Raw genomic sequence first — 14,514 nt, 5'->3', positions numbered from 1 at the left:
TAGGGGTATCCTATCTAAATGGAAAACAATAAGCTCTGGAGGTTATTTTACCGCTGGGGCTTTTTTATTGGGATCGAAAGAGGCGTATAAATTGGCAAAGGCATCGACAATCAAAGTGTCTTCGGTAATTACGCATTTATTGAGTCCATCGATGATCAAGGCATTTTGTACTTGTTCAAAATCCTTCCCCCAATATTGGTTTAGGGTGTCGACCTTGTTCTCGGCCATCATGTGCATCCATTGGTCACGGGTGGTCCTAAGATTGATACCGACGAATTTATGGTCAGGATGCAACTTTTCGAGCTTCTTGACATGTTTGGTGACATTTTTGAAATGCCTGCGCTGTGTACCCGTCCAAAAGTAAAACACCACATTGTTGTTTTTCGAAATCTCTTTTAACGAACTGGTATTCCCTGCGATATCCTGTACCGGGATATCCGGTATCTCATTTTTCGGCTGCAGGCTTTTGATACCTTCATACAAGTGCTTGATCTCGGTTACATGGGCATCATTCGAGCAGAGCTTTTCGAATTTCGAAATGAACTTATCACAGTCCGAATTCGATTCATGTACCTTTAGTAGGTAGTCCATGGCTACGTTTCGAAACAGGTTGTCGCGCAACTCGGTCTCGGTGACCAAGCTATCGATCAAGACCAATTTATGCCCATTGAAATGCAAATGCGTGTTTTTCATTGCATGTGCGTCCATACCGCAGTCTTTCATACAGGCCATGTACGATAAGTTGCCGAAATGGTACTTCATGTAGTCGTAGTAGGGCCTGAAATAGGTGAGGTCCTTTTCATTCAAGCTTAACGTCTTCCGGTAATCATAGAAAGAGGAATCCAAGACATGTATCGTTTCTTCACCGGTCTTTTTCTTGTGATAGAAGGGATACTTCTCTTTGTAAAGGAAACTGTTGTAATCTACCGAAGCCTTAGCCATCGCAAAAGCCTCTTCGGAAAGCGTCTCCCCGATGACCAAATTATCGAGCTCTTCCAATTTCTGGTCGCGAAGGGAATCGATCTTTTGGCTAAATTCCTCCGGATGTAGTTTGTAATAGGAATAGACCAAACGTTCCTCGTCTTCGTAGTTGAGGTACATTTCGATCAAGAAATTGTTCACCTCCTCATTTGAACCTGAAAATACCAAAGACTCATCAAAGGCCATGGTATTCAAACGAACCAGCATGCTATCCCCTTTTTCAAGGTAGACGTATTGCAATTCCGGACTGTGGTCGAAATGGTGCAAGCCTTCATCAATGTCGGCGATGGAAAAGGCAAAACGATTGTTGTCGTCAAGTTTGGCCGAATCGACCACGACATCGTTCTTAAAGAGGACCACATACTCGCTGGTCGGATTCACGATTTCACCTGCGAAATAGACGGTATCTTGATTCGTATTTTTCTCACCACACGATATTAAGGAACAAGCTGTGAGGAAGAGTAAAAATCTTTTCATAAACGCAATTGGACGAACAAATCTAAGGAACCCCGGAAAAGCCTCTTGTTAATGGCAGGTTAAATGTTGTTAAACCGCAACTTTCAAGGGTCTAAATACCTTTTCCAGAGGTTGCCCAGGGCGACAAAATAGCTATTTTTGCAAAAATTTTAAAACACAGTAATGCTTTCTGTATCCAATTTATCGGTCCAGTTCGGAAAAAGGGTTTTGTTCGATGAGGTCAATGTGACCTTTACCCAAGGCAACTGCTATGGCATCATCGGGGCCAATGGCGCGGGGAAGTCCACCTTTTTGAAGATGCTCTCCAAAAAACAGGACCCCACTTCAGGACAGGTTCATCTCGAACCGGGCAAACGGATGTCGATCCTAGAGCAGAACCATAACGCCTACGATGGCTACCCGGTATTGGAGTCGGTGGTGATGGGAAACCAGCCCTTGTTCACCATCAAGAAGGAAATCGATGCCTTGTATGCTGACTATACTGATGCCAACGCCGAAAAAATCGGGGAATTGCAGGTGCAATTCGAGGAGATGAACGGTTGGAACGCGGAGAGCGACGCGGCGGCCCTTTTGTCTAACCTCGGTATTTCGGAAGCCTTGCACTACACGACTATGGCCGATCTTGATTCGAAATTGAAAGTACGTGTGCTTTTGGCGCAGGCCTTGTTCGGTAATCCGGATGTGCTTATCATGGATGAGCCCACCAACGACTTGGATTACGATACCATCAACTGGTTGGAACACTTTTTGGCGAACTATGACAATACCGTCATTGTCGTATCGCATGACCGACACTTTTTGGATGCCGTCTGTACCCATATCGCCGATATTGACTTCGGTAAGATCAATCTGTATTCAGGCAACTATACGTTTTGGTACGAAAGCAGCCAATTGGCCGCACGACAACGCGCCCAACAAAACAAGAAAGCCGAAGAGAAGGCGAAGGAACTACAAGAGTTCATCCAGCGATTCAGCGCCAACGTGGCCAAGAGCAAACAGGCGACTTCCAGAAAGAAAATGTTGGACAAGCTCAAAGTCGACGACATCCGCCCTTCGAGCAGAAGGTACCCGGCCATTATTTTCGATCGGGAGCGGGAAGCCGGAGATCAGATCCTCAACATCGATAAATTGTCCGCTCGTTCGGATGACGGCGATTTGCTTTTCGAAAACGTGGATATCAATTTGGCCAAAGGGGATAAAGTAGCCATTATTTCTAAGGACTCAAGAGCGACCACCGCCTTTTACGAAATTGTCAACGGCGTTAAAAAAGCGCAAAGTGGAACCTACCAATGGGGGGTAACGACCACCCAATCGTACCTGCCTGTTGATAATGAAAACTACTTCGACGAGAACATGAACTTGGTCGATTGGCTGCGTCAGTGGACGAAGACCGAAGAAGAGCGTGAAGAAGTGTACGTCAGGGGATTTTTGGGCAAGATGTTGTTCAGTGGTGAAGAAGCCCTCAAAAAATCGACCGTTTTGTCAGGAGGTGAAAAGGTACGTTGCATGCTAAGTCGAATGATGTTGTTGCGTGCCAACGTACTGTTGTTGGATGAACCGACCAATCACCTGGATCTCGAAAGTATTACGGCCTTCAACAATTCACTCAAGAATTTCAAGGGAACGGTATTGTTGACCACCCACGACCATGAGTTCGTACAGACTGTTGCAAATCGTATCATCGAAATTACCCCTAAAGGAGCAATCGATCGCTATTTGACCTTCGACGAGTATATGTCGGATACCAACATCAAGGCGCAACGCGAAAAGATGTACGCGGTCACTGCTTGATCAGACGTTGAAATATTTACTGTTCCAAATCGCGGGATTGAAGTTTTTACCGAGGGAAAATCCAAAGAAAATAACGACGGCGGCGATGCTCTTGAACATGAAAAAGAAAATGATCCAGAACTCCGTCGACCCTCCAGCCTTGGTAAACAGGCCGTTGGGCACCAATAGGGTCGCCAGATAGCTGATCAACACCGTAGTGAGCATCAAGTTCACGATATTCTTGAAGGGCCAAACCAACAGTTTGCGCAATGGATGTAAATCGTTACCCCATTTATGGATGAGGTAATAATACCCGTTGCCGATCGGGGCGAATAACAAAGGATCGTCCTTATCTTCCAGTTTAAAGAGTTTCGAGGGGGCCATGATCTTGAATCCTTGCAGGGTCAATTCGTGTTCCCGTTCCAGATGTTTGATTTTGGAAATGGCCGTGGCCGGTATCTCCCCTTTAAAATATTTGACGTTCAAAAAGCGTAGGCGGTAATCGATACAGATGTCACGGATGGCATCGATGTGGTAGATGCGGTCCGATTCCAACAAGTCGACATTGAAAGCATTCCCGGATGCATTCGATGGTCGGGTCAAGCGTTCGGCAATGGCCGATTCAAGGGCCGTATCGGCGGCTAAAATCCGTCGCACTTCCTCAAGAACGTTGCGTTCGGTTTGCTGGTCGTTCCGTTGCCTGGCCAGCTTCTCTTCGATGTTGGTTTTTTTCAGCATTTTCTTTTCTTGTTATAGCAATTCCTTCAAAGTTAAGGAATCGGTTCTTTTTCATCGAAACCTGCCCCCGAAGATGAACTGTTAATATTTTGTTAAATTGGATGAGATGCATTCCGCCACATTTTCTTTTCTGCTCCAAAAAGTTATCTTAACGGACTTTTTGGTCGTTCATCGATGTTTTTCGAAGATTTTGAGCCAAAAGGAACCAACGAGACTAACGAAACACTTATGAATGTCCCCCGATCTTTGGCCTACCTTGCCCTATTTTTGGCTTGTTGTGGCACGGCTACCGCACAACAGAATTCGATCAGTACCTTACCTTCTACACTATATCTCCAGAATGGCATGGACCCATCCTTGGAAGCGGTCAAAACGGAGAATCTTAGTTGGTTGACGAATGCCCTTAAGGCCGTCGAATTGGAAGCCGTTCTAAATGAGAGTGGTCCCTTTACTTTATTCGCCCCTTCAGATTCCGCATTTTCGCAATTGAGTGAAGCGGCCTTAAACGATTTGTTGCATGAAGACAACAGGGCCAAATTGAAACGGTTGTTGACCTACCATATGGTCGCGGGTGAACTGACCGCTTCGAAGATATTGTTGGCCATGTGTCGAGGTGAGGGCAAGGCTTCCTTCACTACGGTACAAGGAAAAAAGATTATCGCTACCATGCAAGGAACCGACATTATCTTAACCGATAGTCTAGGTAATTCGGCCCGGATAACGGCAGCCGATGGATCAAACTTCGGTAATGGAGTGGTGCATGAAATCGATAGTGTGATCATGCCCACCCGTATTTAATCGCGCTGTTTCCTTTCTTATTATCGTAGTTCCGCCCCTAAACGCTGTTGATACGCCTGTTGTAGTTTTGACATGATCTTGTCGATTTGCTTATCGACCAAGGTTTTGTTCGGATCTTGAAGTGTGAAACTGACTGCGTAGGACTTTTTGCCAGCCGGTAGTTTATCACCGAGATAGACATCGAACAAGTTGACTTGTTTCAACAATTTTCGTTCGGTTTGCCATGCGGTATCATGTACTTCCTTAAACGTCACGGCTTCATCCAACAATAGGGCAAGGTCACGTTTCACTTCAGGGAATTTTGGTATTTCCGTAAAACCGATATTTTTTCGTGAAATCGCCTTGAGGATGGCATCCCAATCAATGTCGGCGTACAATACCTCCGATTTTAGACCCGCTTTTTGGGCCAGTTTTTGCGTTACCACCCCGAATACGGCCAAAGCCCGCTTGTTGTAAGAAAGGGTGAGGCCTTCCGTAAATAGCGCACCTTCATAGGGTGACTCCTTCAGGTTTTGGAGTCCAAGTCGTTCAAACAAGGTTCCCAAAACCCCCTTTAGATAAAAGAAGTCGGATGGTCTGGCTGAATTTACCCAATGGTCATCGGATCGATTTCCAGTTACATATAAGGCCAAATGGGTGCGTTCTTGATGTCCTTCGTCCAGTTTGGTATAGGTCTTCCCGAACTCGAAGAATCTCAAGTTGTGTTGTTTGCGGTTTTGGTTGTACCGTAGTGCTTCCAATCCCGTTTCGAGCATACCTGTTCGAAGTACTGATAAATCGGCACTCAACGGGTTCAACATGGAGACGGCATCTTGATCGGATCCGTCTTTCGCTCCCACCAGACTATTGGTCAGGATTTCATAGAACCCTTGGTTCGCCAATACGTTGCCGATCAGGTCTTGTACCCTGTGGTTTTCATAGGGGGTGGTCGGCGCGACTGAAGCCGTGATCTTTTCCTTGAAATCAATGTTGTTATATCCGTAAACCCTTAAGATTTCCTCGATGACATCCACTTCGCGCTGTACATCGGTACGGTAGGAGGGTATGGTCAGTCCCAAACCGGATTCCGTCACGTTGTTGACTTTAATCTCAAGGGCCGTCAAAATGGATTTGATGGTGTCACGTGGAATCTCCTGTCCGATCAAGCGGTTGATCTTATCAAAGGTGAGGAATACTTGAAAGTCTTCTTTTTTATTCGGATAGAGATCGACGATATCGGAGCTGATCTCTCCCCCTGCGATTTCTTTGATCAGCAAGGCGCCGCGTCGTAAGGCGTACTCCGTCATATTGATATCGATGCCGCGTTCGAAGCGGAAGGAGGCATCGGTATTCAAGCCATGTCGTTTGGCCGTCTTTCTTATCGAAATAGGGTCGAAATAGGCACTCTCAAGGAAAATCGAGGTCGTATCTTCGGTCACACCCGAATGGATGCCCCCGAAAACCCCGCCGATACACATCGGTTTTTCGCTGTCGCAAATCATGAGATCATCTTCATGCAACGTCCGTTCCACCCCATCAAGGGTGACGAAGGTACTGCCCTTGGGTAAGGTTCGCACCACTACTTTGTTTCCCTTGATCTTGTTGGCGTCGAAAGCATGTAAGGGCTGCCCCAATTCATGGAGTACATAATTCGTAATATCGACCACGTTGTTGATCGGTGAAAGGCCAATGGAACGCAAGCGGTTTTTCAGCCAAGTAGGTGATTCCTGCACGAGAACATTGCTGATGGTCACGCCACAATAGCGCGGCGCCAATTTGTTGTCAGCAACTTCAACATCGATTTTTAAAGAGCGGTTGTCGATCAAGAAATTGGATGTTGACGGGGTCAACAACTTTAAGGACACTTCTTTTTGTTCCAAACCGGCACGAAGGTCGCGTGCGACCCCGAAATGGCTCATTGCATCGGAACGGTTGGGTGTCAATCCGATTTCGAACACCTCATCATGTTCGACTTCAAATAGGGTATGGACCGGCGTACCTGGCTTTAGCGCCGCATCCAAGACCATAATGCCGTCATGATCATCTCCCAATCCGAGTTCGTCTTCGGCGCAGATCATACCGTGACTCTCTTCGCCCCGAATCTTTCCTTTTTTGATTTGCCAGGCTTCCCCTTCCTTCGTGTACAAGGTCGTACCTATGGTCGCCACGGGTACTTTTTGCCCGGCCGCGACGTTAGGGGCCCCACAAACGATCTGTACCGGGGCATCGGCACCGATATCGACTGAAGTCAGTTTCAAGCGATCGGCATTCGGATGTTGCCCACAGCTCAATACATGGCCGACCACAACTCCTTTTAACCCTCCCTGAATCGATTCGAATGCTTCGATACCTTCGATCTCCAAACCAAGATCGGTGAGTAACTCGCCCGTTTTGCGCGCGTCCCAATCGATATCCAAAAATTGCTTCAACCAGTTGTACGAAATCTTCATCGCCTGAAATTAAGTCAGCAAAGATATAACAATGATCCTTTGGATTCAATCCGCTTTGCAGCAAAGAAATTGATCCAGAACGTAAGGCAATCCCTATTTTTGCGATAAACTTGACAAAATTTTCAGTTCCATGAAGCGACTACTGTTCCTTGTTCTTGGTGTTGGGTTGTTTTTTTCATGCCAAGAAGAGCGCCCCGCCCAACTAAAAACAGGTGATTGGTGGGCCACAATGGCCGTGACCGACTCCATTGATTTACCATTTAATTTCACCTTGGCCCGAGATGAAGCGGGTTCGCTGACCATGGTCATCCAAAATGCCGATGAGCGGGTCGTGGTCGATGAATTCGAGATGCAAGGAGACTCGATCCGCATCCAAATGCCGGTATTCGAGGGCTACATCGCAGGCACCTTTACCCCAGAGCACATTACGGGAAGTTTCATCAAGGAAAGTTTGGATCGTATCGTGCCGTTCAATGCTTCGTTCGGTACGCGCGAACGCTTCGCGAATACGGCACCTGCCGCAGTGAATGTCTCTGGGATTTGGGAAACCCAATTCGATTTCGATACGGATGACCCGTATTCGGCCAAGGGCATTTTCTATCAAACCGGTAACAAGGTCACCGGCACGTTTCGAACGACCACTGGTGATTACCGTTATCTGGAAGGGGTCGTGGATGGTGACGAGTTACAACTCTCCACTTTCGATGGGGCCCATGTCTTTTTATTCACGGCTGCCGTTTCGGATAGTACATTGCAAGGAACGTTTTATTCCGGAAACCATTCGGTCGAGCATTTCAAGGCCAAACGGAATGACGGTTTCGAATTGCCCGATGCCAGTTCATTGACCTTTATCAAAGAAGGGTATGACGGTTTCGATTTCGAATTCCCCAATGCCGAGGGTGAAATGGTCAGTATGGACCATCCTGATTTCAAGGATAAGGTGGTTTTGGTACAGATCATGGGAACCTGGTGCCCCAATTGTTTGGATGAGACCCGGTTCTATGTCGATTATGCGGAGCAACACCCGAGTGAAGACCTAGAATTCGTCGCCTTGGCCTTTGAATACGCCAAAACGGAAGCAAAAGCCTGGAAAGGCATAGAGCGCCTGAAAGAACGTATCGGAGTCGAGTATCCGGTGTTATTGGCCCAGGTCGGTACTTCGAACAAAACCAAAGCGAATGAAAAGCTGCCGATGTTGAACCATGTACTATCGTATCCTACCACCATCTATATCGACAAAAGCGGTGCGGTGCGTAAAATACATACAGGCTTCAACGGTCCGGCTACCGGGGCCAAACACGAAGCGTTTAAAAAGGAATTTGCAGAAACCGTAACTGGGTTACTTGCCGAATGATCAGATAATCGTCGATTTGCCCAAACCGATGTTTTCGTCGTTCATGTTGAGATCATCGTCATTGTCAACGATGTTGTTCGCAATGAAATCGCCGACATGGTCGGTACCGTATTTGCTATCGCTATCCAAATCGGGGGTAACGATACCTTTCTTCAACGCTTTATCAACCGCCTCACGCACGGCCATGGCCTCATCGAAGAGTTGAAAATGCTCCAACAGCATGGCTGCCGATAGGATGGAGGCCACGGGGTTCGCAATGTCTTTTCCTTTGGCCTGGGGATACGAACCGTGTATCGGTTCAAACAGGGCATTTTCGTCACCAACGGATGCGGATGCCAGTAAGCCGATCGATCCCCCGATGACACTGCCTTCATCTGAGATAATGTCTCCGAACATGTTCTCGGTCAATATGACATCGAATTGGCTTGGGTTCAAAATGATCTGCATCGCCGCATTATCGACAAAAAGGAAGTCAAGCTGGACCTCCGGATAGCTTTCACCGATTTTCGTCACTACCCTTCGCCACAAGCGCGAAGATTCAAGCACATTGGCTTTGTCGACCAAGGTCAATTTGTTGCGTCTGTTCTTTGCGGCCTTAAAGGCCATGTGGGCAATCCGGCTTATTTCGGCTTCGGAGTATTCACAGAGATCCGAGGCAACGGTGCCGGCTTCATTCAATTCTTTTTTACCGAAATAGATGCCCCCGGTCAATTCACGGTAAATGGTGAAATCGGTTCCGGAGATGATATGTTCTTTGAGCGGTGATTTTTCGATCAGTGTCGGGAACACTTTGACCGGTCGGATGTTGGTATACAATCCGAGTGCTTTTCGAAGTTTCAACAAACCCTGCTCGGGGCGCACTTTGGCCTTAGGGTCGTTGTCGTATTTGGGATCGCCAATGGCACCGAAAAGTACGGCATCGGCATCTAGGCATAGTTGTAAAGTCTTTTCGGGTAGGGGCTCACCGGTCTTATCGATGGCTATGGCACCGACCGCCGCTTCTTTGTAGACGAACGTATGGTTGAAGGTTTCTTCAACGGCTTGTAAACATTTTACGGCTTGATCCAATACTTCTGGGCCAATACCGTCTCCGGGTAACAAAGCGATGTTCAAATTCATGGGGTACTTACTGGTTTTGCGCTTCGAAAGCGGCAATGGTTTCTTTTTTGCTGATCAAAAAGTCAATATCGTCATACCCATTGATCAGGCACATTTTCTTGTAGGCGTCGATGTCGAACGAGGCGCTCAGGCCTATGGCATCGACTGATAGTTGTTGTGCTTCCAAATCGACCTTTACTTCCGTATCGGGGTCCTGTTCCAACTGGGTCAATAGGGCTGATAGTTCACTGTCTTCCAATTTAATGGGCAAGAGTCCGTTATTCAAGGCGTTGCCCCTAAAGATATCAGCGAAATAGCTTGAAACGATGACTTTGAATCCGTAATCGGCCAAAGCCCAAGCTGCATGCTCGCGGCTCGAACCGCATCCGAAGTTCTCACCCGCGACCAAGATGCTTCCGCTGTAGGTGCCGTCGTTCAAGACGAAATCGGTATTGACGCTTCCATCTTTGTGGTACCTCCAATCCCGGAATAGGTTTTCCCCGAATCCGATTTTATTGGTGGCCTTTAAAAAGCGGGCCGGTATGATTTGATCGGTATCCACGTTTTCAATGGGTAGGGGTACGGCCTTTGAGACCAAGGTGTCGAATTTCTCCATTAGGCGGGTTGCATTTCGGTAACATCAACTATTTTTCCTTCCACGGCGGTCATCGCCGCGACAAGGGGGCTTGCCAAAAAGGTCCTGGCTCCTGGTCCTTGTCTGCCTTCAAAATTGCGGTTCGAGGTTGAAACACAATACTCTCCGGCCGGAATTTTGTCTTCATTCATTCCTAGGCAAGCGGAGCATCCTGATTGTCGAATTTCGAAGCCTGCCGCTTCGAATACGTCTTGAAGCCCTTCCTCCTTGATTTGTTTCGCCACTTGTTGTGACCCGGGTACGATTAGGGCCGTTACGTTGTCGGCCTTTCGCTTTCCGTTGATATGGGAGGCTGCCATTCTAAAGTCTTCGATACGGGAGTTGGTACAACTACCGATAAAGACCCAATTAATGGGTTTGTCGATTAAGGATTCCCCTTTTTCCAAGCCCATGTAGTGCAAGGCTTTTTCAAAAGAAGCGTCATCGAACGACGGAATGTTTTCGTTGATTCGGATACCCATACCCGGATTCGTACCGTAGGTAATCATCGGGCCGATATCCGCTGCATCGAAATCATATTCGGTATCAAAATCGGCCCCCTCATCGGTGGGCAGCGTTTTCCAATAGGCCAATTGATTTTCCCATGCTTGACCTTCAGGTGCGAATTGCTTTCCTTTGACATAGGCATAGGTGGTTTCATCGGGTGCGATCATGCCTCCACGTGCCCCCATTTCAATGCTCATATTGCAGACGGTCATCCGGCCTTCCATACTCATATTTTCAAAAACCTCCCCGGCATACTCTACGAAATGTCCCGTTCCTGAATTCGTTCCAAGCTGGGCGATGATATAGAGGATCACGTCTTTGGGCAGCACGTTTTTCGCTAAGGTGCCGTTGACGGTAACCCGCATTTTCTTGGGTTTGTTCAACAGCAGGCACTGGCTGGCAAAAACCTGGGCGACCTGACTGGTACCGATTCCGAACGCGATGGTACCGAAAGCACCATGGGTCGATGTATGGCTATCGCCACAAACCATCGTCATACCTGGCTGGGTGATGCCCAATTCAGGGGCCATGACGTGCACGATGCCCTGGTATTCATGCCCGAGACCGTAGAGGGTAACCCCGTGATTCTCGCAATTTTGGGTCAACATTTCGACCTGTTTTCGCGAAAGGGCGTCTTTGATGGTCAAGTGCTGGTCTTTCGTGGGTACGTTGTGATCCGCAGTGGCAACGGTCTTATCGGGCCGCGCCAAGGGTATACCACGTTGTTCCAATTCGGCAAACGCCTGCGGACTGGTGACCTCATGGATCAAATGCTTATCAATATATAGGATTTGTGGTCCGTTCGGTACGGTGTCGACCACGTGGGCATCCCAGACCTTATCGAATAAGGTTTTTTTCATTAGGCTAAGCTTTCACGATTAATGTTACTGGACTCAACGATTTGATGGATGTCATCATCCATGATCTCTTTTTTACGGTCTGCGAACTTCAAGAAATTTTCATACACCGTATCCAATTGGACCTTGGTCAACTCATAGCCCACGTTCTTGGCACGATAGGCCAAGGCGGCCCTACCGCTTCTAGCCGTAAGTACGATGGAGGATTCACTGACCCCGACATCGGCCGGATCGATAATTTCATAGGTTTCCCGGTTTTTGATGACCCCATCTTGGTGGATTCCGGAACTGTGTGCAAACGCGTTCGTACCGACAATGGCCTTGTTCGGCTGTACGGGCATGCCCATTTTTTGCGATACCATTTGACTGGTATCGAACAACAATTTGCTGTTGATGTTGGTGTCCAAGTTCAAATCAGGGTGCTGGCGCATGATCATGACCACTTCTTCGAGGGAGGTGTTGCCCGCCCGTTCACCGATTCCGTTGATCGTACATTCGATCTGTCGGGCCCCATGGATCACCCCGGAAATCGAATTGGCGGTGGCCAATCCGAGATCGTTGTGGCAATGGCAAGAAAGGATCGCCTTGTCAATACCCGCGACGTTCTCTTTCAAATATTTCATTTTGGCCCCATATTCTTCCGGCAGGCAATATCCGGTGGTGTCGGGGATATTCAAGACGGTAGCCCCAGCCTTGATCACCGCTTCGCAGACTTGTGCCAAATAGGCGTTGTCGGTTCGTCCGGCATCTTCCGCATAGAATTCAACATCCTCAACGAAGGTCTTCGCATAACGTACCGCGGCGACGGCCCGTTCGAGGATATCGTCACGATTGGATTTGAATTTATGCAGGATGTGCGAATCGGATGTGCCGATCCCCGTATGGATCCGGGGTCGCTTGGCGAATTTTATGGCTTCGGCGGCCACTTCGATATCTTTTTTGACCGAACGGGTCAACCCACAGACGGTCGCATTGCGGACCAACTTGGCGATTTCACTAACCGATTGGAAGTCACCTGGACTCGAGATCGGGAAACCGGCTTCGATGATATCGACCCCTAATTGGTCAAGCCGTTCGGCGATGACCAGTTTTTGTTCGGTATCCAATTTACAACCCGGAACTTGTTCGCCATCCCTTAGGGTGGTGTCAAAAATATGTACCTTATCTTTACTCATCTTTGGAGGATAGTTTAGCTAAACCTTACGAAGATAAACCAAGGAGTTCCACAATACGGAAACGGGTGAATTCCATTACAACGTTAAATTGTTTTTAGCTGCTATCAAATAGCTGAAAAACAGTTGTTTAAATTGATTTTTTTACGATGACGAATACCCATAGGGATGCCTTGTTTGTTCTGGTGAAATCGCTTTCGAAATCTGAGAAGCGACAATTCAAGCTGTATGTGGGTCGATTGGGGGTCAATACCGACGCCAAGTTTTTGGCGCTTTTCAACCTGCTCGACAAAATGAAAAGGTACAGCGAACAGCAGGTTTTGGACAGCGGAATCGTCAAAAAGGCCCAACTCTCGAACCTCAAGGCCCACTTGTACAAACAGATTCTGGTCAGCTTGAGATTGAACCCTGTAAACCAAAACATCAGGGTACAGATTCGGGAACAACTCGATTTCGCCACGATCCTATATCAAAAAGGGCTCTACAAGCAGGCCTTGAAGATTTTGGACAAAGCCAAGAATACCGCTATTGAGAACGAAGAAAAGAACGTAGCCTACGAAATCGTCGAACTCGAAAAGATCATTGAGACCCAATACATTACCCGCAGTATTCCGGACCGTGCCGATGAATTGAGCGTACAGGCAAAACGGCTTTCGGCCCAAAACGTGATGACCAGCAAGTTATCGAACCTTTCGTTGCAGCTGTACGGCATGATGTTGAAAGTGGGCTATGTCAGAAATGACGAGGATTTGAAATCGGTCACCGATTATTTTGAAGCACATTTACCCGCCTATGATATCGAACAACTTGGGTTTCGCGAAAAGCTGTGGCTTTACAAGGCGTACCTTTGGTATAGTTTTTTGACCCAAGATTTTTTGTCGTCGTATAAGTATGCCAGCAAATGGGTCGATCTCTTTTACGAGCAAGAAGACATGATCCGGTTGAACCCGGTCTTTTTCCTTAAGGGCAACCACTATCTATTGGAATCGCAGTTCTTCGTCAAATATGCCTCCCAGTTCAAATCGACCTTGATGCGTTTGGAGGAAATGGTGAACAGTCCGCGCTTTCCTGAAAATGATAATCTCAGCTCTTTGGCCTTTTTATATTTGAATTCGAATAAGTTGAACCTTCATTTCTTGGAAGGGACCTTCGATAAAGGCCTGTACTTGGTCAATATCATCGAATACGGCATCAAGAAACACAGTGGTCGAATCGACGAGCACCACATCATGCTGTTGTACTATAAGATCGCCTGTCTTTATTTTGGGAACGGCGACCATAAGAACTGCATCCAATACCTCAAAAAGATCATCTCGAACCGCAATTTGAAAATGCGTGAGGATCTAATGTGTTTCGCCCGGGTCTTAAGCTTGGTCGCGCATTATGAAGCGGGAATGGACTATCATCTGGAAGTCCAATTGAAAAGCACCTACAAATTCCTATTGAAAATGAACGACCTACAGGCCGTGCAAAAAGAGATGATCAAGTTCTTGCGGAATTTGGGCGACATCTATCCCAGCGAGCTGCGCAATGAGTTCCAAAAACTATATAACGAACTCAAGAAATACGAAGATCATCCTTACGAGAAAAGGGCATTCCTTTATTTGGATATCCTCTCATGGCTCGAAAGCCATCTTCAGAACCGACCGGTATCCGAAGTTATTCGTGAAAAGGCCTTGACCTTAATTCGGTAATCGGT

Annotated in this window: 11 protein-coding genes; 4 read left to right on the top strand and 7 right to left on the bottom strand. The window is 47.3% G+C overall.

What is annotated here, in order from left to right:
• Positions 1–42: 42 nt before the first annotated feature.
• Positions 43–1,458 (bottom strand): TlpA family protein disulfide reductase, encoded by a 1,416-nt coding sequence (locus tag ABV409_RS09810; RefSeq protein ID WP_353877408.1) that lies wholly within the window; start codon positions 1,456–1,458, stop codon positions 43–45.
• 162 nt (positions 1,459–1,620) lie between these two features.
• Here ABV409_RS09810 and ABV409_RS09805 point away from each other — a divergent pair, with 162 nt between their 5' ends.
• Complete coding sequence (locus ABV409_RS09805; RefSeq protein WP_353877407.1) at positions 1,621–3,249, top strand: ABC-F family ATP-binding cassette domain-containing protein; 1,629 nt, start codon at positions 1,621–1,623, stop codon at positions 3,247–3,249.
• On the opposite strand, the gene ABV409_RS09800 is transcribed toward ABV409_RS09805, so the two are convergent.
• On the bottom strand, positions 3,250–3,966 hold the full coding sequence (locus ABV409_RS09800) for a hypothetical protein (RefSeq protein ID WP_353877406.1): 717 nt from the start codon (positions 3,964–3,966) through the stop codon (positions 3,250–3,252).
• A 228-nt stretch (positions 3,967–4,194) separates the two neighbouring features.
• Here ABV409_RS09800 and ABV409_RS09795 point away from each other — a divergent pair, with 228 nt between their 5' ends.
• The gene (locus ABV409_RS09795) at positions 4,195–4,764 is read left to right on the top strand and encodes a fasciclin domain-containing protein (protein WP_353877405.1); all 570 of its coding nucleotides are present in this window, start codon (positions 4,195–4,197) and stop codon (positions 4,762–4,764) included.
• Positions 4,765–4,784: 20 nt separating this feature from the next.
• On the opposite strand, the gene pheT is transcribed toward ABV409_RS09795, so the two are convergent.
• Complete coding sequence (gene pheT, locus ABV409_RS09790) at positions 4,785–7,193, bottom strand: phenylalanine--tRNA ligase subunit beta (RefSeq protein WP_353877404.1); 2,409 nt, start codon at positions 7,191–7,193, stop codon at positions 4,785–4,787.
• Between the two features lie 130 nt (positions 7,194–7,323).
• Here pheT and ABV409_RS09785 point away from each other — a divergent pair, with 130 nt between their 5' ends.
• Positions 7,324–8,547, top strand: coding sequence for a peroxiredoxin family protein (locus tag ABV409_RS09785; RefSeq protein WP_353877403.1), 1,224 nt, complete (start codon positions 7,324–7,326; stop codon positions 8,545–8,547).
• On the opposite strand, the gene leuB is transcribed toward ABV409_RS09785, so the two are convergent.
• From leuB to ABV409_RS09765, 4 genes are read right to left on the bottom strand one after another with little or no spacing between them, the layout of a single operon-like run.
• Positions 8,548–9,666: a 3-isopropylmalate dehydrogenase gene (leuB, locus tag ABV409_RS09780; protein WP_353877402.1), complete on the bottom strand. Its 1,119-nt coding sequence runs from the start codon at positions 9,664–9,666 to the stop codon at positions 8,548–8,550.
• A gap of 7 nt (positions 9,667–9,673) precedes the next feature.
• Positions 9,674–10,261 carry a 3-isopropylmalate dehydratase small subunit gene (gene leuD, locus ABV409_RS09775; RefSeq protein WP_353877401.1) on the bottom strand — a complete coding sequence of 196 codons (588 nt, stop codon included), beginning with the start codon at positions 10,259–10,261 and terminating at the stop codon, positions 9,674–9,676.
• The gene (leuC, locus tag ABV409_RS09770) at positions 10,261–11,646 is read right to left on the bottom strand and encodes a 3-isopropylmalate dehydratase large subunit (RefSeq protein ID WP_353877400.1); all 1,386 of its coding nucleotides are present in this window, start codon (positions 11,644–11,646) and stop codon (positions 10,261–10,263) included. Before leuC ends, leuD begins: the two co-directional genes overlap by 1 nt.
• A complete protein-coding gene (locus ABV409_RS09765) occupies positions 11,646–12,818 on the bottom strand; it encodes a 2-isopropylmalate synthase (protein ID WP_353877399.1) in 1,173 nt (390 codons plus the stop codon). Before ABV409_RS09765 ends, leuC begins: the two co-directional genes overlap by 1 nt.
• A 146-nt stretch (positions 12,819–12,964) precedes the next feature.
• Between ABV409_RS09765 and ABV409_RS09760 the strand changes: the two genes are divergently transcribed.
• The gene (locus tag ABV409_RS09760) at positions 12,965–14,509 is read left to right on the top strand and encodes a hypothetical protein (RefSeq protein ID WP_353877398.1); all 1,545 of its coding nucleotides are present in this window, start codon (positions 12,965–12,967) and stop codon (positions 14,507–14,509) included.
• The last annotated feature ends 5 nt before the right edge of the window (positions 14,510–14,514 follow it).

The sequence above is a fragment of the Flagellimonas algarum genome (genome assembly GCF_040513375.1).
Taxonomy (GTDB): Bacteria; Bacteroidota; Bacteroidia; order Flavobacteriales; family Flavobacteriaceae; genus Flagellimonas_B; species Flagellimonas_B algarum.
The sequence above is the reverse complement of the archived record's forward strand: the minus strand, read 5'-3'. Positions and strand labels throughout refer to the sequence as shown.